This window comes from Maribacter algicola, assembly GCF_003933245.1.
GTDB lineage: Bacteria > Bacteroidota > Bacteroidia > Flavobacteriales > Flavobacteriaceae > Maribacter > Maribacter algicola.
The window spans coordinates 552,569-571,699 of record NZ_QUSX01000002.1 but is presented as its reverse complement, the minus strand read 5'-3'; the positions used below and the strand labels follow the sequence as shown (position 1 = coordinate 571,699).

At 39.3% G+C, this 19,131-nt stretch carries 19 protein-coding genes and 1 pseudogene; all 20 read right to left on the bottom strand.

The window, feature by feature from the left end; translation table 11 throughout:
* Positions 1–623 precede the first annotated feature (623 nt).
* Positions 624–1,052: a hypothetical protein gene (locus tag DZC72_RS11735; protein ID WP_125223116.1), complete on the bottom strand. Its 429-nt coding sequence runs from the start codon at positions 1,050–1,052 to the stop codon at positions 624–626.
* A 4-nt stretch (positions 1,053–1,056) separates the two neighbouring features.
* Complete coding sequence (locus DZC72_RS11730) at positions 1,057–1,356, bottom strand: PAAR domain-containing protein (protein ID WP_125223115.1); 300 nt, start codon at positions 1,354–1,356, stop codon at positions 1,057–1,059.
* A gap of 15 nt (positions 1,357–1,371) precedes the next feature.
* Positions 1,372–3,165 carry a type VI secretion system tip protein VgrG gene (gene vgrG / locus DZC72_RS11725; RefSeq protein ID WP_125223114.1) on the bottom strand — a complete coding sequence of 598 codons (1,794 nt, stop codon included), beginning with the start codon at positions 3,163–3,165 and terminating at the stop codon, positions 1,372–1,374.
* A 6-nt stretch (positions 3,166–3,171) separates the two neighbouring features.
* Entirely contained in the window at positions 3,172–3,624 is a 453-nt protein-coding gene (locus DZC72_RS11720; RefSeq protein ID WP_125223113.1) for a phage tail protein, read from the bottom strand.
* A gap of 35 nt (positions 3,625–3,659) precedes the next feature.
* On the bottom strand, positions 3,660–5,255 hold the full coding sequence (locus tag DZC72_RS11715) for a phage tail sheath C-terminal domain-containing protein (RefSeq protein WP_243641722.1): 1,596 nt from the start codon (positions 5,253–5,255) through the stop codon (positions 3,660–3,662).
* 47 nt (positions 5,256–5,302) lie between these two features.
* Positions 5,303–6,304 carry a hypothetical protein gene (locus DZC72_RS11710; RefSeq protein WP_165869313.1) on the bottom strand — a complete coding sequence of 334 codons (1,002 nt, stop codon included), beginning with the start codon at positions 6,302–6,304 and terminating at the stop codon, positions 5,303–5,305.
* Between the two features lie 78 nt (positions 6,305–6,382).
* Positions 6,383–6,952: a DUF4255 domain-containing protein gene (locus DZC72_RS11705; RefSeq protein WP_125223110.1), complete on the bottom strand. Its 570-nt coding sequence runs from the start codon at positions 6,950–6,952 to the stop codon at positions 6,383–6,385.
* A gap of 354 nt (positions 6,953–7,306) precedes the next feature.
* Positions 7,307–8,116, bottom strand: a complete 810-nt coding sequence (locus DZC72_RS11700; RefSeq protein WP_125223109.1) for an ATP-binding protein — start codon at positions 8,114–8,116, stop codon at positions 7,307–7,309.
* Between the two features lie 72 nt (positions 8,117–8,188).
* Entirely contained in the window at positions 8,189–8,554 is a 366-nt protein-coding gene (locus DZC72_RS11695) for a DUF664 domain-containing protein (RefSeq protein WP_125223108.1), read from the bottom strand.
* A 264-nt stretch (positions 8,555–8,818) separates the two neighbouring features.
* Positions 8,819–9,706: pseudogene (gene ypfJ, locus DZC72_RS11690) on the bottom strand (KPN_02809 family neutral zinc metallopeptidase).
* Between the two features lie 116 nt (positions 9,707–9,822).
* Complete coding sequence (locus tag DZC72_RS11685) at positions 9,823–10,962, bottom strand: serine hydrolase domain-containing protein (protein WP_125223107.1); 1,140 nt, start codon at positions 10,960–10,962, stop codon at positions 9,823–9,825.
* Between the two features lie 47 nt (positions 10,963–11,009).
* On the bottom strand, positions 11,010–11,615 hold the full coding sequence (locus tag DZC72_RS11680) for a hypothetical protein (RefSeq protein ID WP_125223106.1): 606 nt from the start codon (positions 11,613–11,615) through the stop codon (positions 11,010–11,012).
* A 162-nt stretch (positions 11,616–11,777) separates the two neighbouring features.
* On the bottom strand, positions 11,778–12,737 hold the full coding sequence (locus DZC72_RS11675) for an alpha/beta fold hydrolase (protein WP_125223105.1): 960 nt from the start codon (positions 12,735–12,737) through the stop codon (positions 11,778–11,780).
* Between the two features lie 92 nt (positions 12,738–12,829).
* The gene (locus DZC72_RS11670) at positions 12,830–13,474 is read right to left on the bottom strand and encodes a hypothetical protein (protein ID WP_125223104.1); all 645 of its coding nucleotides are present in this window, start codon (positions 13,472–13,474) and stop codon (positions 12,830–12,832) included.
* A gap of 216 nt (positions 13,475–13,690) precedes the next feature.
* A complete protein-coding gene (locus DZC72_RS11665) occupies positions 13,691–14,308 on the bottom strand; it encodes a CatB-related O-acetyltransferase (protein WP_125223103.1) in 618 nt (205 codons plus the stop codon).
* Positions 14,305–14,691, bottom strand: a complete 387-nt coding sequence (locus tag DZC72_RS11660) for a hypothetical protein (protein ID WP_125223102.1) — start codon at positions 14,689–14,691, stop codon at positions 14,305–14,307. The genes DZC72_RS11665 and DZC72_RS11660 overlap by 4 nt, the downstream gene beginning before the upstream one ends.
* On the bottom strand, positions 14,688–15,560 hold the full coding sequence (locus DZC72_RS11655; protein ID WP_125223101.1) for an SDR family oxidoreductase: 873 nt from the start codon (positions 15,558–15,560) through the stop codon (positions 14,688–14,690). The genes DZC72_RS11660 and DZC72_RS11655 overlap by 4 nt, the downstream gene beginning before the upstream one ends.
* A 25-nt stretch (positions 15,561–15,585) precedes the next feature.
* Complete coding sequence (locus DZC72_RS11650) at positions 15,586–16,044, bottom strand: hypothetical protein (protein ID WP_125223100.1); 459 nt, start codon at positions 16,042–16,044, stop codon at positions 15,586–15,588.
* Positions 16,045–16,065: 21 nt separating this feature from the next.
* The gene (locus DZC72_RS11645; RefSeq protein ID WP_125223099.1) at positions 16,066–17,145 is read right to left on the bottom strand and encodes a serine hydrolase domain-containing protein; all 1,080 of its coding nucleotides are present in this window, start codon (positions 17,143–17,145) and stop codon (positions 16,066–16,068) included.
* Positions 17,146–17,245: 100 nt separating this feature from the next.
* Entirely contained in the window at positions 17,246–19,015 is a 1,770-nt protein-coding gene (locus tag DZC72_RS11640) for a helix-turn-helix domain-containing protein (RefSeq protein ID WP_125223098.1), read from the bottom strand.
* Positions 19,016–19,131 lie beyond the last annotated feature (116 nt).

Genomic DNA, 19,131 nt, shown 5'->3' with positions numbered 1-19,131 from the left:
TTCCCCTACCCTTCGGGCAGTGAAAAAAGTGTTCCATTACCTTTTTTAAAGAAGATTTTGAGAAGAAATTTTTCAGGGAGTCCTTTACAAACTTTCGCTTTTACCAAAGCTCAAGTTACATAACGCGGTACATTATAGTACAGATTGGTATATGTCGTAAAACGGCGCATACAGCGTATTTGAAATAATATTAGATATAACTTCGCGTAAGCGAATTATATCGGCACCGATATTATGTCAAAGCCGTTTTACTAGAATGTTGAAAACATCTGGAAGTCATAATTATTCATGATACTTGAAGTTGATGCGGCTGGCAAATTGTATTGTCAATGAAAGTCCACCGCTACATCTCGCTGCCAAAAGCAATCAGCCACTGGCTAATTTCTTTTGGCACGGGTTATGTAAAATAACCGCTCGGCCAACAGCTTATTGCTTTCATAAAATCAAAATGCTCAGGCTTTTTATTTTATACGCAATTCCCAGCCGCTTGGCAAGCGCCAAAAAAAGCAAAACCTTTTAGCTATATTGAAATATGCAATTTATGAGAAACTGTCTGCCAGTAAATTTTTCAGAACCTTTTCGTCAGATTTTTAAAGCATATAATTTGGCATCGTATTATCAGTTTAAGGATTTTCATCATAGAGCACGGAAATCGCGACATTTATAAATTTGTTATCCCCATAATAACTTACTGTCTTTATTTGCAGATTGTACTCGAACGGATTTTTTTTGCCTTTGACTTGGCCCCTAACCAAAGGCAAGTTATGCCACCATTTTTCGTTTTCAGGTGTTTCTATTGCATTTTCCCTTGATTCCCATCTTATACTAATTTTATTCCACCATCTTCCATAGTATGCACAGGTCTTCGAAATATTAGATCGTGAATTGCCAAATGTACTTATTGCAACAGCGTGAAGTAAACAATATCTACCATCCCGTAATTCGCTTTTGGCCGATGCCATTATTTCAAATGCTTTTAATCCTGTCAATGAGTTTTCAAAAACATTGTGCCATTTTCCATCTGCGGCGATAGGTTTAGTTTTAAGTTCCATTTGCCTATCCTCCTATCATCACCGTTGGACACCCAAGTACGATGCTTCCACCATGGGCCGTTGTATCGCCCATTCTGGCAGCTGGTTTCCCCCCGATCATTACGGTTCCTGATCCTTTGACAATCGAGTCTGGAGGCCCAACACAGGTCGCATTGTCTCCCAATACCGCTGCCGGCATATTGCCAATCAGAACGGTAGGAACCCCGGGGCCAATTAGGGGTCCACCAACATGTGGAATGGGTGGCAGGCCTGGAGTGACCATAGGGCAAACGTGCATATCTGTTATTCTTGCTGCTGGTGGCATATATTGTTTTTTTAGTTAATTTATCATGACCATTGCGCCTTTAACGGTAGTCTGCCCAGAGGCGGAAATTTCCGCGGATGCATTGCCTTTGGCGGTAAAACCAGATTTTGCGTTGAACTGGATATTGGTACCATCGCTTTTAACATCTCCATTGGCTTTAAGATCTATTGAACCGGTAGCGGAAATTTGAACATCCCCTTGGGCACCAAGCTTAACATCCTTGATGCTATCTATTAGAATCCCACCATCGTTCAGGGTTATGCTGTTTCCGGAGAGGTCTTTTAAGGTGATACTCTTTTCCTTATCGTTCAAGGTACATGAGTTTCCGTCCGGTGTCTCGAATACCAATACTTTTTCATCGTCATCAAACCTAATGCTGATTCCCGATTTGGAATGAATGGCCTTGAACTGGTTCTTGTCATCCGGTGTTTCCTTGGGTTTGTTCTTTGTACTATAGAGCGACCCAGTTATTACGGGAAAACGGGGGTCGTTGTTTATAAAATGTACCAATACTTCGTCATCTATCTCAGGAAAGAAAAAAAAACCGGCGTCAGCGGAAGCATAAGGAAATGCCATTCTCGCCCAGATACCCTCCTCTTGGCCAGTTCCTGTAAATGCTGGCAAGGTCACTAAGACACGATAATTATTATTTGGATCTTCAATTATTTGTTTAACTATAGCAATCTGTGTCCCTTTTAAGGCTGGTATTAATCCTGAAGCTCCCATATCTTCAACATCAGGAAAAGATGCATGTGATTTCGCTGATTTTCCAACAGTAAGTTCAGTAACCCACACTCCATTTTGTAAGCTATGGGTTACTTTTGAAATAAAGGCTTTTCCGTTAAATCGGGTACTAAATTCTGAAAGTATGATTATATCGCCAGCAATAATCCTGTTGCTTCCTGGAATAGTAATTTTACCTTGAATTTTTTGTAGTACAGCCGCATCTGCTCGCGACTCCAGCCATGTTTTCATTTCTTCTTTTTCAATAAAATTTGATGAATAAATATGAGAAGATTTAGACAAGTTTTCTGATAATTCTGTAGCGCTTAAATTGCCTTGACCCAAAGAATCGTTAACTCTTAATGAGGTTGAAACAATTTCTTGCGTGTCCGGATTCCATGAAGCCATATTATATTCTGTTGGTATATTCTCAGATTCTAGACTAAGGTCAATATCAATTACTATTTGCGATGATTTAATTTCAAATTTAGCTGGACCATTAAAGTCATTTTTTATAATATAAAGCTTGTTTTGATAGGTGTTAACAAGCATATTATTGGCTTCGGCTCTATTTAAAAGGTAGTCCCAATCTGAGCAGTTGTATTGCATTAATACCGGATGCTCTTGCGATGTAGCATCCATTTCAAAATCTAATCCATATTTAGAAATAATATCTTTAATGGCATCCGAATCTTTTTTATTTTGAAAAATGGCATTGTAACGACCTTTAGACATACTTACCGCCTTGTCTTTGCATTTCACGGTAAGTTGAGATTTATCTCCTTTAACTTTGAGTCGTTGCGAAACAATAATGCCTTTAAAAACTTTTTCTGTTTTGTCAATATTACCAAGTGATATTTCAATCTCAGTGCCAGGAATAAAGTCTGCGCCCTCACTATTTGTAAAGGGCTGGTCAACAACACCAATTGCCCCTCCATCTTGAACAATAATTGTAGCTGAAGTAATTCTATTGACTTCCATGTCAATTGATATTTCTTGAACCTTTACCGTATCTTTTATCTTCTTGCCATTAATTAGAATATCGAAATCTATTATACTGTCTGTTTGTTGTAGAATTTCTGCCATTGGTTTTTATCCGTTAGCAATTGTTAATCCTTCATGGGCGATTTCTATGCTTTCAATCGCGACCTCACTACCATCGGATTTTAATTCTGTCGAACTTATTTTTGTTGGCCATGCATTGCTCAATGTCCATGTCATGGTAGTGTTGCCACCTTCGTCCAACAATTTGATTACTACGTTTTGACGTTCTATGGTATTCATTTTTATTTTGTCGTACCAATCCCAAAAGGTATTGTCCTTTGCAAACACCCCTTTTTTCAAGGTAACGTTGCTATTTTTTACGAGTCCGGGCATCCTGATTTCCGAAAAAATAGGGCTGTTGCCATGTCTATAATTAATGGGCTGTGCCTCAATATCCAGGCCGTTGACTTCTTGAAAGGGGATGTTGGTGGTGCTTCCCCAATCTACCATAAAGTAGAACTTAGGTAGTGGCCAGTTTTTGTCTTGTGCTTCTCCTGCCATAATGATTTGATTTTATAGGATTTTAAATATTTTTTTTATGATTTTTGCATTTGCTGTTTAAAGGTGACCACGATGAATTCTGCCGGTCCAACTATGGCAAGTTTTATGGTGATCAACATCCTGCCTTCCAGGATATCTACGCTTGTCATGGTCGTACCAAGGCCAATCTGCACTTCAAAGGCATCTTCTGGGGAAGCCCCTGCCAAAGCGCCCTGTTTCCATTTATCCGTCAAAAAGTTGGTGATCATGCTCTTGACCGTCACCCAGGTATTGGCATCGTTTGGCTCAAATACATAAGCTCTTAATGCCAGTTTTATGGATTGTTCCAGCATGATCATGGTACGTCTTACATTAATGTACCGCCAGTCCAAACTATTGCCGTCCAACGTTCTTCCACCCCAAACCAAGGTGCCTAGACCGGGAAAGGTTCTAATGGCATTGATGGATTTGCCACCAATGGCATCCACATTCAACAGTTCCTGGTCCTCATGGGAAATGGTCGTGGATGGTTTTATTACCCCGTTAAGGCTTATATTGGCAGGTGATTTCCATACGCCCCTGTTCTGGTCTACCTTCGTATAAACGCCAGCCAGGGCTGCGGATGGAGGAAGTAAGTTTAGTACTTCCCTAAGTTTGGAAAGAATGTTTTTGTACGTTGGGCTTGTTTCCCAGAGACCTAGATGTAAGTTGTTCTGTAGTTTTTTTGTGTACTTCTCCAGATGTTTTTTTTTGCTCTTCTCGTCCAGTTTTTCAAATTCTGCTTTTTCGTCCTCGGATTTTTGCTCGTTGAATTTCGTCTGTATTTCAGAATCTTCTTTGGGGTAGGTCTCAATAATGTCAAGTGCTGTCTTTTCTTCATCAGGCATTAACTCTTTCAATTTGTTTAATGCCTCTCCAGCAGTTTTACCAAAATTCATAAAGGTTACCTCCCTGTCACTAACGATGTTAGTATGCAGCCAAGGATAATAGGCGGCTGCATAATCAAGAAATTCACTGCCAATTTTCTCCCTAAAAACTTGGACTTTTGGATTATCCCCTCCCTTAAATTCTGACCAGTCCCCATCAAAAACGTCAACAATTGCAAATCGGCTTTGCATATCAGAACAGTGCTTGAGTGCTTGTTTGTATAGATCATAACATTTCTCGCCCAATTTTACCGCTTCCGGAATTATGATCATGGTGGGTTCCTGTTCCTTTCTGAGCGGTTCCAAGCCAGATACCAGTTCACTACCGTCAATTTTGACCCCATCATTCGCGTCAAACAATCCCACGGAAACAATGTAACAGGCACTTCCTCCATTTAAATAAAAAAGTCTTAAACTATTATAGAAAATAAGATCATGGTTATCCGTTTCAAATTCAATGGTCAAATTTTGATTCTGACCAATATTCATGTGGTGCGGGGGAGAACTATCGGTAAGTTTGTCAGTCGTCCTGGTCAGTTTGAATTTTGGACTGAATGCCATGCCAAAACGTTCGTGGAATTCCTGCATCGTGTTAATTCGAACGGGTCGGTTCAATAAGGATTTACCATTGTCCGATGCCTTTTCAGTGTATCCTATAAAAGCAGGTACAGCCGTAGCGACTTCCACTACTGTACCTGGAAAAGCATTTAACTCTTCGATATACACTCCCGGCGTTTTATAATTCTTAGCGATAATAATTAATAATTAGTTGTTTATATAAAAATGTGTGAATACATGGTTTTTTTGTCGTCATCATAGACAAGTTGTTCAGGTGACGCCCTAGGTAAAGCTTTGATAATGGCCCCGGAATGATCCACACTGACTAGGGAGAAGTAGTCTTCTGAATACTCTAAAAGAGGCAGTTCATCTATGGATTGAAATGTATGGTACCCTTTTTCATCATTATCTTTTTTTGGTAAAGACTCAAAAACCGTAGTTTTTTTTCCATTTAAAATAGTGGGACTTTTTAGGTCTTTATACAATGGGCTAACAATAATATATTTCCATTTTGTTTTAACTGTATGAAAGTTCAAGAGATACTCCAATTTTTCCTCTTGTTTGAAATTTTTGTACAATGTGGGCAGATAAAGCTCCACAATGGCCAAGGGTTTTCTCCAAACAGGTTTAGGGTTGGCGTAAATTCGCTCACTTTCCTCCCCATTTGCCATTATATGGATGGCCCCATTATATTGGCCGGATAATAGGTGCCAATCGCTACCAATCTGCTTTATTTCTAAAAGATTTGAAATATCGTTTCCCAAAGAATCCTCAAAATGATATCTGCCTCCCTCTTTGTAGGTTTTGAAGACTATTTTACCCCCACTTATTCTAAAGACATTTTTTTTTCCTACGTTCTTTTCTGCATGAAGAAGGAATGTTGAATTGTCAGTATTCTGTACGGGGTTAAGATTGTTGAAATATAAAACGGTATGCGTTGGACTATATTCGGGCAGCGATGAATAATTGATATATAAGGGGTCATTGCATTCTAGGAATATCCTCAACGATTTACTTTCAGGTGATGAAAAAAGCAATTCTGGATCTTGGGTCAAAAAATGAACTCCTCCGGGATAGGGCTTTATTATAAGGCCCAAGTTTTTGATTAAGTGTTGCGTTTCAGAATCGAAAGAACAATGTAGTTTTTTAAACATGCCGTCCTTAAAATAACTATGCCTGAACTCTAGTGACAAAAGGTATAAATAAGATTGTCCCATATTTTGAATTACTTCAAATTTATTTGTTAGTAGGGTAAGGCGTGGAAAACGTTGTTCTCTATGTTATCCAAACCTATGCTACAGTATACTTTCAGTACTTTGAATAGACGGGGTTTCACCAGTCCTACCTGTGTCTTCAAATACTAACATTCCGACTTTATAAATCAATGAAGGCATTAATTTGCCCCCAACAGCGGACCAGACATTGCTTAATTCACTGTAATCCAAATTGCAAAGTTCAAATGTTAATTTGCCTATTGAATCCTCTTTCCCCTTTTGCGCTGGAGGATTTATTTTGGGGTATGTATGAAAAAAGCGAATGATATTTGAGAGATAGTTTAAGCCCTCTACGTAATTCCCTTCACTAAAATTTGCACAGAACATAATTTGAAAATTCAAATACAACGGTGCCTGTTTTTTAGTCAAAGAACTTTGGCCAGCAGCAATAGTGCGGTTTTGAGTATTTTTCAGGACTCTCTCTTCATTTAGCCCAAGAAGGAAAAAAACTATTTTATCGTCGGTTTTTTTCGCCAGAGAACCATCCATATTGAAAATATTTGAAAGGTCAACTAAGTCTTTTGAACTTTGCTTATTATTGAATCGTTCGTTTAGGATGTTCTTAATATACTCTAATGCTGTATGTATCATTAAAACCTTAATTATCGATACAAATGAGCATTGGATACTGTCAAGCGTTCTGCCAAAAATATGTTATCGAAGCCTCCAATCTATATCTTTTTGAATTTAGAAATTAAATAGGATGATTGGGGTATTGCGATTTAAATAGATGTTAACAATTTTAACTATTTTATTAACTATATTTTAACCTTGTAAAGAAATTAATAGATTTTTTATATCAAATAATCAAAAACTCCATTAACTCGGTAACGGCAATTTTGATTTGACGTTTTGGATGGAATTTAATTCCTCTAAAAATGCTTGTTTTAGAATAGGTGATGAGCGATTAAAGGAAGAACTTGACCTGAATTGCTCAAATAAAAATTAGAAAATACTTTTACCTTCTTTAATTTTTTCAATTTTCAATCCTGCTTCAATATCTTTTAATTTTATAATCGTATCGTTTCTGCCGAGGCATTTTAAAATGCTATAATGAAGAATATTGATTATAGAGGCAGCGGTAAGTTCGTATTCTTCTGCCAAAAAATCTATATCAACGGCTTCTTCGTATTCAAATTCTTTGGTTTTTGATTTTTGCCATAACATATATCTTTGGTGGGCATTGGGAACCTCAAAATCAAGAACTAATTGGAATCTTCTAAAAAAAGCCTCGTCAATGTTCTTTTTAAAATTGGAACAGAGTATCACTAGACCATGAAAATCCTCCATTCGCTTCAATAAAAAGGATACTACCTGATTGGCATAGCGATCATGGGAGTCTGCAGAATTACTTCGTTTGCCGAAGAGTGCATGGGCCTCATCAAAGAAAAGGATCCAATCCTTGTTTTCGGCAAGGTAGAACACTTTGGATAGGTTTTTTTCGGTTTCGCCAATGTATTTGGAGACCACCATGGAAAGGTCGACTCGGTAAACGTCCATACCGCAGGATTTCCCGAGTAGTGTAGCAGTAAGGGTTTTGCCTGTGCCTGGTGGGCCGGTGAACAAGACCTTAAAGCCAGGTTTTATTTTTTTACCAAATTGATGGTCATTTTTTAATAGCTTCCCATATTGGGTGTATGCCTTAATCTCTTCAAGCCCGTTCAGTAGATGATCTGCTAGCACCAGATCCTCCCATTCTTGAGAGGTTGTAATTCGTTTTGCTGGAAAGTTTGGATTATATTTTGATTTATACATTATGGAAAAATGGTTTTCTAATGTAGTGTTTTTCCAATTGAATATATTTCTCTGGAAATATTAACTTCATAGTTATTTACCATTCCACACGCAGTTTATTGCATTCAATTCACCCGCAATACCAAGGCTTGCAAGCTCCGCTTCCGTCCATTCCCTACCCTCCAAGGTTGCTACTTGATAATAGGATTCCGTCGAAATCAAATGCATGATCAAGGCCCCAATACTGTTCGCTTGGGCATCATATCGGAAATCGGTTTGGGTTTGATCCAAGTCCTTTACCTGTTCGGTAATACGGTCTTTTAGGTCTTCCAGCATATAGACCATGCTACCAATGTTTGGCGAGTAACCCTCAACCGATTTTAATTCCCCTTGTGCGTTCAACAACACCATCGGTAATAATAAAAGTAAAAGGCTGATTCTGGTTTTCAAGGGTTTCATAGTGTCATTTTCGAATTAGTAAATGGATATGGATCACTTTTTAAACGTACCATTTCTGGTTATTTAAAAATATTGCAGAAGGTAATCGATTACCTACCCATATCCATGATTATCAATCCTTTTGACACGGTTTTAACACAGTATGGTCGCTTCCATACTATTGCGTTACATAGAAATGCTACTCCTCTCCTATCCTTCAGCTTACCTTGACTCCAATTGGCATAGGTAGCTCAAGGGGAGGCTTTAATTTATAAAAAGAATGCGCTAAAGTGACTCTGCGCTAAAGATATCCCCTTGGGAAATATCCCCGGTTTCATAGCCTTTTTTAAACCAGCGCATATGTTGTTCAGAAGTGCCATGGGTAAAGGAATCGGGTACTACCCTACCCGAAGATTGCTTTTGTAGACGGTCATCCTCAATGGCATGCGCTGCATTCAAGGCTTCTTGAAGGTCACCGCTCTCCATCAGCTGTTTAGAACGATTGGCCCACACCCCGGCCAGAAAATCGGCCTGTAACTCCAAGGGGACGGAATATTTATTGAACTCGGTCTTGCTTAATTGACCTCTGAGTCTATCAATTTTATCGCTAATCCCCGTTAACTTCTGAATATGGCGTCCTACTTCGTGGGCAATGACGTAAGCTTGCGCGAAATCACCAGGAGCGTTCAATTGGCGTTCCATTTCCTCAAAAAAACTAAGGTCTAGGTATAACTTTTCATCCCCTGGACGGTAAAACGGACCGTTGGCACTGGATACGGAACCAGGGGCGGAGGATACATATCCCGAAAATAACACCAAGGTTGATGCCCTGTAATTTCCCAAGGTGTTGTTCCAAACATCTTCAGTACTGGTGAGAACAACCGCACTTAAGTCCGCCAGTTTATTTTCTTCGGTAGTACCTTCATAATTCCCTGAAGGAGCGGATTGCGTTACCCCAACACTAAGTAAATTACTGATCAGGGTCAACGGATTATTTCCCGTAACAAATGAAAATACAAGGAACAGCCCAACAATGATCAAACCTACCTTAGAGAATAAGTCTAATTATCGGACCGAGCAAATTCGGACTAAATCCACCAAAACCCTTATCGTAACTGGACCGACCTTTTTGGTCACCGACATTTGAATTTGACGCCTACCTTGCCATTTCATACGGTTGATTTTTAAATAATTAAATCATATAAAAAGAATTTGGCCATTATTCCCTGAGGGAAATTCAACTAAGGAGAGATTTTTTCGCCCTAAAAATTGATTGAATATAAAAGCTTCTATTGCTGGTTTTCTAATATCTTAAGAATAGCGTAAACCAAATTCAGGGTGCCTTTGGACGCTTCCAGTTGGTTCAAGGTCCCAGCTATATAGGTATCCAATTGGGGACAATACCATAAAAACGATGCAGTACTACCGGTATGCCCCATTACTTCCAAGTTTGTGTCATCATCAAAAAGATTTTTGAAAGATACCTTTCGTATCCCATAACCGTATTCCATGCCAACCGTTTCATTGACCCATTGTTGCATCTCCTGGCATGTATTCTTTTTTACCAGTTTATTCGTGTTATAGGCTTCAAGAAAGGTGATCAGGTCTTGGGTTGTGGATACCAAACCTCCCCCACCCCAATCGGCACTTAAACTTTTATAGGATGATAATTCCGTTTCGCCTACATAAAACTTAGCGATGGGCCGTTCATTCTTCAGCGATGATGATTTTAAATTGATATAGGAAGACCCCATCCCCAAGGGCTGAAAAATATGCTGTTTAAAAAACTCATCCAAGGAAAGGCCGCTTACCTTTTCTACCAACAATGCCAACAGCACATATTCCGTATCTGTGTACTGATAGCCATCACCCGGTACAAAATGAGGTTTCATCTTTTCTTTGCTAAAACGAATCATTTCCTCGGGTGACCACGACTTATCCGTATCCATCAACAATTGATTGATGATCTTGGGACTACCATCTACGGTTTTATCCGTAAAATAATCCGGCAGCCCCGATGTATGTTGTAAAAGATGGGCGATGGTAATGTCTTTTGAGTAGTCCTTTCCATCCAATACGTGCAGCTTTTCAACCAGTGATTTTGGCAGGTATTGGGCAATCTTATCCTCAAAATTCAGCTTCTTTTGGTCCTTTAACATGCCTACGGCGGTAGCGGTGAACATTTTGGTAATACTGGCCGTGTAAAATGGATTATTGATCGTTATAGCATTTCCAGAATCCCTCGTACTTTCCGCCAACTGAACATCAATCCCTCTGGATTTGGAATAGACGTGCAGAAGAGCACTTTTGATAGGTTCCTTTTCCAATTCGGTCGAAAATAATTCCGCAATCTTTTGAGGTGCGGTTTGCTGACCAAAAGTCCATATGGAAACAAAGAGCACTATGGTCCGTATTACCTTATTTTTCATTTAATTGCTTTCTTTATGTAAGATACTTCATTTAAAATAGTCCTTTATTAGAACCAACTGAACCCTAACCCGATGTTAAGGCTTACTGCGTCCCTATGTGCATCTCCTGCTAAAAATGCCCTGCCCATCACTAGTTTGGACTGAACGTTCAGCGCAAAATTATTCTTTTTGTAGATTTCATAGCCCGTGCTGGCCATCACGGCACATCCAAAATTCCAATCATCATTTTCGTTGTCCTTAATGTCATAGAGTGCCGGTGAATCTATGGCCAAGCCTAAACCTCCATGAATCCACCATCGGTCTTTTACCCAATATTGCAGGGACGGTATAATGCCTCCAAAATGCCTGTCATTGTCCTGAAATTCGTATATGTTTCCTGGTAAAGAGACCGTAATGGCCAGATTATCGTTCAACATGTGGCCGAACTTTAAATCTGGAAAAACAACCGTCCCCTGAGCTTTGTCAAACGTTTGATTACCAGCACTATCTTCTATACCGATTATGCCTCCACCTGCTACGAATTCGAAGATGAAACCATCCCTTTGTGTTGTTGTTTCAGAATTTGTGTTTTGCGCGTATGTTGTAGTTGATAATAATGCAAAGGCGATAAAAGCCATTTTTAATACCATTTGTTTTTTGATTGTTTTACTCATGCCTTTGTTATTTAATTTTAATAGGTATTCGTGAATCTTTGTTTTCATGATTGTTCGTTTTTTGATTGTTTTAAAATGATGTTACAAAGTTGGGGTACCTATTCAAGCAAATCGTCTTGAATTATAATTTGAAACCTAACTATTCCTTTTACTTTGGATTGATTACTTGTTGGCCTTCGCCATAACATTATATATCAAGTTTTGCATTTCTACCGATTTGTACATCGGTATTTGATGACCCACATTTTTCAGCCGAAAAAGTTGCTTTTTGGGTGCTTCTAGTTTTTTATAAAATTTTTGGGTGAGTTCAAAACCGGTGGTCAGATCATCCTCCCCTATGAATACATATACGGGAATTTTAAAAAGGGTTCGATGCTTTAATGCCTTAATGCTATACAGTTCTTTATAAAGGGGCATCCATTGTGGCTCCCATTCTTTAAAGAATTTCATGTATTGACCAAATTCATTTTCTGGAATGGGAGTTCCCTTGAAATCACTGATCCATTTAAATTGAACTGCCATATCCTCAACATTTTCATAAGGTATATGTACAGCTTTAAGTTGCCCAATGGCCTCCTTATTGTTCCGTGCCCTGTAGTGTTTTATCAGTTTGGCTTGGGTCGCGTTTTGACTTTTTTGATTATCTATTACGGGACTAATGGCCACCAATGAGGTTATTTTATTTGGATATTTTGATGCCAAATGGAACCCTAAAACGGTTCCCCAAGAATTGGCTACCACTATCATTTTGTCTTTTTGAAACGTTTCCAATAGATATTCCAAGATGTCCTCGGCATCTTGTATCATAATCGAAAGGGTGGGCGCTTTTAAATTACCGAGCGTCGATTTTCCTGACCCTCTTTGGTCCCAATGGACCACCAAGAAATGTTCTTCCAGAATATGGGTGATTTGTTCCCTGTGGGATGAGCTCGCCGCTCCAGGTCCACCATGTAAATACAGCATAAGGGGCTTGCTTTTATTCCCTTTTATACTGATGAATTGCTTACTGCCCCCAATTTTCACAAATTGGGTGGTATCCACACGTGTTGAATCCAGCCTAGGACTCTTCGCGAATAAAGTAGCGGATAGCGCAATACAAATTACTGCTAATAGATATTTCATGATGTTATAGCTAAAAAAATGTTCGTTAAGTCACTATAATCCAAAGTCTTACTTGATGCCCCATAGAGGACTGTATCACTTTGGGATTGTCTTTAAAATTTGATTCCAACGTACAGATTCGGTTCAAACAGGAAATAGGATTTCCATTTATTGTCCAATTGTTTAAAGGCGTCCGGGGTATTGGTATCGAACATCCAATTTTGAAAATGGACCTGGGGCTCAATAAAAAGGCGCTTCTTTTTTCCGAAAGCAATATGATAACCCAAATGGTAAGACGTGTAGAGCTTGAATCCGTTGGCTATTTTTTCATTGTTCAGGTCTAGATAGGTTTTGTATTGCGGTAGCACTTCTACCGTAGCGAACAATCCTTTCCAGAGCATGCGTTGGTATGAAATCCCAATACCCGTTTCACGTAGGTAGCCGGGATAGAATTCACTTTCGGAATCTATTTTATCCAATAGTCCATCCCACCACTGTATGCCCATGGGCTGAAACAATCTCCAAGTAGCGAATTTTACACCGATGATGTTTTTGGAATCCAATTCGCGCTTCACATGAAGCTCAATATGTTGTGTATTGGTTCTTTCGCCTCCTTTACCAATATTACCTAGTATGATGGCAGGAAAGCTCACCCTGTAGGTATAATCGGAATCATTACTCAATATAGACTCCTTGTTACTTTGAGCAAAAACACTTAACGTACAAAGTGTCAGACCGATGATGAATAGTTTTTTCATTGTAATGTGTTTTTAATTTTCGTTTTTGATTTGTAATGAATTGATGAGGCAAAGAAACTGTACATGGGAAGGCGTATCGTCCTGAATTATGATTCCAAACCTTTTTGTTTTCCCTTCTTTTTTTAGGTTTTTGTATCGGGAAAAGAAAAATTAGATGCACAAAAAAAGGCTTAACATTTTCAGTGTTAAGCCGTCTGGAACATACCATGTAAGTTTTTAAAACAACGCTTCTGGATTACTGGTGAGTTTCCCTAGATTTTGGGTGATTTTTTCTATATCCCAATTCCACCATTGTAGTTCCAACAACCTGGAAATGGTAGCCTCGGAGAAGCGTTTTTTAATTGGTTTTGCAGGATTACCACCCACAATGGTGTAAGGCGCTACATTTTTTGTAACCACCGCCTTTGTGGCAATGATTGCTCCATCGCCAATATGCACTCCCGGCATGATCGTTGCCCCGTGACCTATCCAAACATCATTGCCGATAATGGTATCCCCTTTTGTAGGATAGTCTTTGCCCTCCATGGCGTTTTGCCATGCACCCCCAAAAATGGCAAAAGGATATGCCGATGTAGCTTCTGTTAAATGATTGCCCCCGTTCATAATAAACGTAGCACCGGAGGCGATCATACAGAACTTCCCAATGATGAGCTTGTCCCCAATAAAATCAAAATGGTATTTTACGTTTTTTTCAAAGTTGGCAACATCTTCAAAATCATCGTAATAGGTATAATCCCCAACAATGATATTCGGATTTGTAACAATGTTTTTCAGAAAACAAAGCATATCGTAGTTTGGTAAGGGGAAGCGGGTATTTAGGTCAGGAGCTTTCATGGATAACGTTTGGCCATTTTAAATAAACTTAGCGCTAAAATAAGGGTAAGCAGGGCTTGCGCTTTTTCAAAAATAGTTTCCGCCAGTAAATTACCAAGGGTATTGAGCACAAAATATACGGAAAACACCAATAACCATCTATTTAGGGTTTTCTCTTGCCATTTCCAGCGAATTACTTTGGCTTTCATTAAAATCAAACTGCCTAAAAACAGCATAACCAAAAGTGCTACCCATTCTAAAATTAGGATCGTTTTGGGTTCCATTATTTTTCCTCCCCAAACCACATGGGATGGGATGAGTTGCAATAAAATCAGTATGTGAAATAGAACGTAGGCCATTACAATACCCAGCGCAGTTCTTCCAAAAATGTTTATTTTTTTCATTTTGGTTCGATATTGTTTTGAACTACTTCCTTGTAAAAATCCTCCAAATGATGGGTCCCAAAACAGGGGGCAATACAATCCTCTGCCATTAAGGTGAGAAAAAATTCGATGGGTCCATAGGTTTTGACACTGGTAAAAGTTCGCAAAAACCAAATGGTCAGTTTTCTGGACCAATCCGGCAAATGCACCATTTTAACGGGCTTGTTCAAGGTTTTTAGTGCAAGTTCACTTATTTCATTCAAGCTTAAAACATCCGGACCTCCAATAGTCAGTTCTTTGTTACTATCATCCAAGGTAGCTAAAATGGCCCTTGCCAGGTCATCGCCATGGATAGGATTGAATTTTTGATGGCCAGAACCGAACAAATAAACACGTCCCGATTTCGCCATTTCTAAAAAATCCTTCATATCCGAGAAAAAACCATTCGGCCGTACGATGGTATAATGCAATCCCGAAGCTTTCAAAGTATCCACAAACTTTTCCTTGGCTTCAAGGATTTTTAGATGGCGGTTTTTGTCTCCGTTAATGGCGGACACATACACAAAGTGCTTTACACCCGCCTTTTTAGCTTCTTCCAACAAATTCATATTGGCCTGATAATCTACATTCATGTAGGTAAGACCGTCTTTCTGCCTGGTGATGCCCACGGTAGAAATAACAGTGTGAATGCCCTTACAGATATCCCGTAAGGTTTCAGGTCGTGTTACTTGGGCCTGCTTTATTTCCAAATAATTCTCATGGTCATTTTGCAAGCTATCGGGATTGCGCACAATGGCTACGACTTGATTTTTCCTTTCAATGAGGACTTTCAAAAAGAAACCACCCAAATAGCCCGTAGCGCCTGCCAATAATACGTTGGTATGTTTCATCACTAATAAAGATTTAAAGGGTTTTTCAGTCCAGTTTTCTTTTAAAAATATATCGGGTTATAAAAATCCCATTATCGTCATTTCTGCCTGCGTCACTTTCCACGGCACTGGTTACGAATACCAGATCCCAACCTTCAGTAAGCATGTCCGTCAGTTTTGATGAAATCAAGGCATCGTTCGCTACAATATTTTGAAAGCGTATTCCGCCCAAATTGTAAAAGTTCAACAGTTTCGTTTCCTCAAAGTTTTTGACCCTAATGTCCTTTCTCTTTGAGGTATTCCGGGTATTGTCGTCTTCTGTTTGCTCAGAAGTGAATTCTTTGTAGTCCCTATCATCGTTGGAAGAAAGCATACGTGATCGGCCCAATCCGCTGGAAACAATAGATTCTACACTTGTTATGACCTTAACTTCATAGTCTTGCTGACTAAAAACTGGATTTGTACAAAATACATACAAGGCAAATAATACTACTAATTTTTTCATGTCTCTATAATTGAAATGTTTTTAATTAAACGCTGTGGTCAATAGGTGTTCTATAATGGTGTTGCGCTGCGTTCCCGTATCGTCTTGCTGATTACTTAACAGTACAATCGTAGCATCATATTCCGGTATAAAACCGATCATACTCCAATAGCCATTAATATCGCCACCGTGCCAGTACATGGTGGTACTGCCCTCTTGTGTGGTAAACCATCCCAAGCCAAAATCCACATAGCCACTTGGAACATCTTTGGCAAATATTTCTGTCCTTTCAGCTTCGGTAAACCAATCCGTTTTTACGGCATTGGTCCAAGTTTCCATATCGCTTGGCGTACTACTGAAATCGCCTGCCCCAAAAGGGATGTCCATAGGATACGAACTGTTAGGACTTCCGTTCAAATAACCCTGTACATGGGTATCGCTGTCAATCTCATCCGTCCCTTTGTAGGATTCTGACATCCCCAACGGATTGAAAATTTTCTGCTGCACATATTCGTGATAGGGCATCCCTGATACCTGCTCGACCAACAAGGCTGCAATGAGATAGTTTGAGTTGCAATACTCTTTGTTGGACCCTGGTGTAAAATCTAGTCCATTTTCAAGGATCAATTCCTTGATAAGGTCATAAATAGTGCCTTCATCCAAGGTTTCCCCTTGTTCGTAAGCACCTTCAGCCAGTAGTTGATACTCTGGTATACCGGATTGATGGGATAGTAACTGGGCAATGGTAATTTGATCACCATTCGGGAATTCCGTATCAAATTCATCCAAGGTTTGATCAAAGCTTTGGATCAACCCGTCACGTTTTAATTGTACTACCGCCGCTGCAGTAAGTGTTTTGGTAACCGAACCTATTCGGTACCCTAGGTTATCACCTTGGGGTGATTCCGTGTCTTGATTGGCCCATCCAAAACCCTGGCGTACCAAGTCCTTCCCGTTTTTGGTGACAATGGCATATCCTTGAAACCCGATACCGGTGAGAACATTTTCGAGTGTCGTGTCGTTGGGATTGTGTAAAGTGGTGTCGTCCTCCTTGGAGCAAGATGTAAAAAGTAGTACAGTGATTACTAGAAATGGGAGAAAGAATTTGTGTAGAGTAGTCATAATTGTTCGTTTTTTGATTTATAATTTTGATGCAAAGATTGACGGTAAGTACAAATCAATCGTTCTGAATTATAATCTGAAACGAACTAAGGAAGATGAATCATGAATTGGTCTTAATCCAAGCCCTAGGGGTTATACCTTCTATTTTTTTAAAATAGGTATTGAACACGCTTTTAGAATTAAAACCGCTGTCATAGGCCAATCCAAGAATGGTCAAATGTGAGTTTTTAGGGTCCAGAGCAATGGATTTAAAACGTTTTAGGCGGTATGAATTTACAAAGTCATTAAAATTTAGATCAAAGGCAGTATTGATCAGGTAGGATATTTTATTGGTGTTGAACCCTAGGACATCGGCCACGAGTTTTAAACTCAATTGCGGATTCAGAAAAGGTTCCTCTTCCTCAAAATAGGTAAGCAGTTCCTCTTTTAAGGCCTCTATTTGGGAAGTATCCAAAATAGTAGGTGTTGATTTTTCTTCCTCGTCCACGGGGGATGTAATATCCGAAAGGCACAGGTTGGAATGGTGCAAATCCGAAAAACCTACCATTCCGTGTAAGGGTTTCAAAAAAGGTTCTTGCCTGTAATTGATGATTTGGCCACGCCTGCGGTCAGTCATTTCCTTTAAACGGGAAAAACCTAACGCTTTATGGTTGGAATTACTCAAAATATACAAATCATAAGGAACTAGCATGGTTTCGTTGCTTTCACTAGCTGTCCATCGTGATACAATTTCCTCCGGGACTTCAACAGGCTTTTCATTGATAAGTCGGAACAACCATTTTTTCTCTTCGACTAGTGGTGTGTCTTTTATAAATTCTTCAAACTGCTGTTCTTGGTTTAGCCATATCAAACAAAAACACTTTAAATGATGCGCTAAGGCCAATTCCGGATTAAGGGTTAGGGCATAGTTTACACCTTCCAAGGCTTTGTCAAATTGACCTTGATAATAGCAGATATGGGCAAAAGTGTAATGATTGTTAGCCGAAAGTGGGTCTACATCCAAGAGTTTATTAGCATATACTAAGGCTTCGTCAAAAAAGCCAAGGGCAATGAACAGTTCCGCCATAGCTTCCAACCCATCGATGTGATTCGGATTAATGGCCAAGACTTTATTGATATGAATGTACGCATTTTTGAAATCCCATTCCCCCCAAAAAAACTTCCCCACAAAGGAATGTGGGTATTCGGGTAAGGAGGTGTCTATTTCTTTTGCGATCAAAAGATTGCCAATGGCCAAATCCATAGCTTCTTGGTAGGGCATATACCCCCACATGGCCAATAAGCCATAGCATTGTAAATTGGCATAATAGGCTTTCGCATAATTTTTATCCAAGGCAATGGCCTGATCATAATAGGTTATGGCCTTGTTAAGGCTTTCAGGTGTCCATTTTAATTGCAATGAACGCCCTTTTAAGAACAATTGATAGGCATTTACATTGGTGGTGGGTTGCTTTATTAAATGGTCTTGCACCTCAAAATGTCCAAAATTGTTACGGACTTCATCCGCAATGGCCAGGCTAATCTCATCTTCCAGATCAAAAATATCCGTTAATTCCCTGTCGAACTTTTTGGACCAATAATGCGTTCCATCCGCAACGTCTATTAATTGTGCCGTTATCCTAACCCGTTCCCGGGATTTTTTAATACTTCCCTCAAGAACTGTGTTGACGCCCAATTGCCCTCCTATTTCCCGAATATCAATATCCTTTCCCTTAAAGGCAAAAGAGGAGGTGCGGGCAATTACCTTAAGCTCGTTGATTTTTGTGAGTGCATTGATGATTTCCTCGGTAATCCCATCACAGAAATAGTCATTGTCAATATCATTGCTCATATTGACAAAAGGAAGTACGGCTATCGATTTTTGGGTCATCAAGGAAAAATTGATGGACGTAAAAATAAAAAATATAAATTTTAATAGGTTAACTATGTATTAACCTTATCACATGTACTACCCTTCTACCCGTTGGCTTGTGCTCACCTAACCAG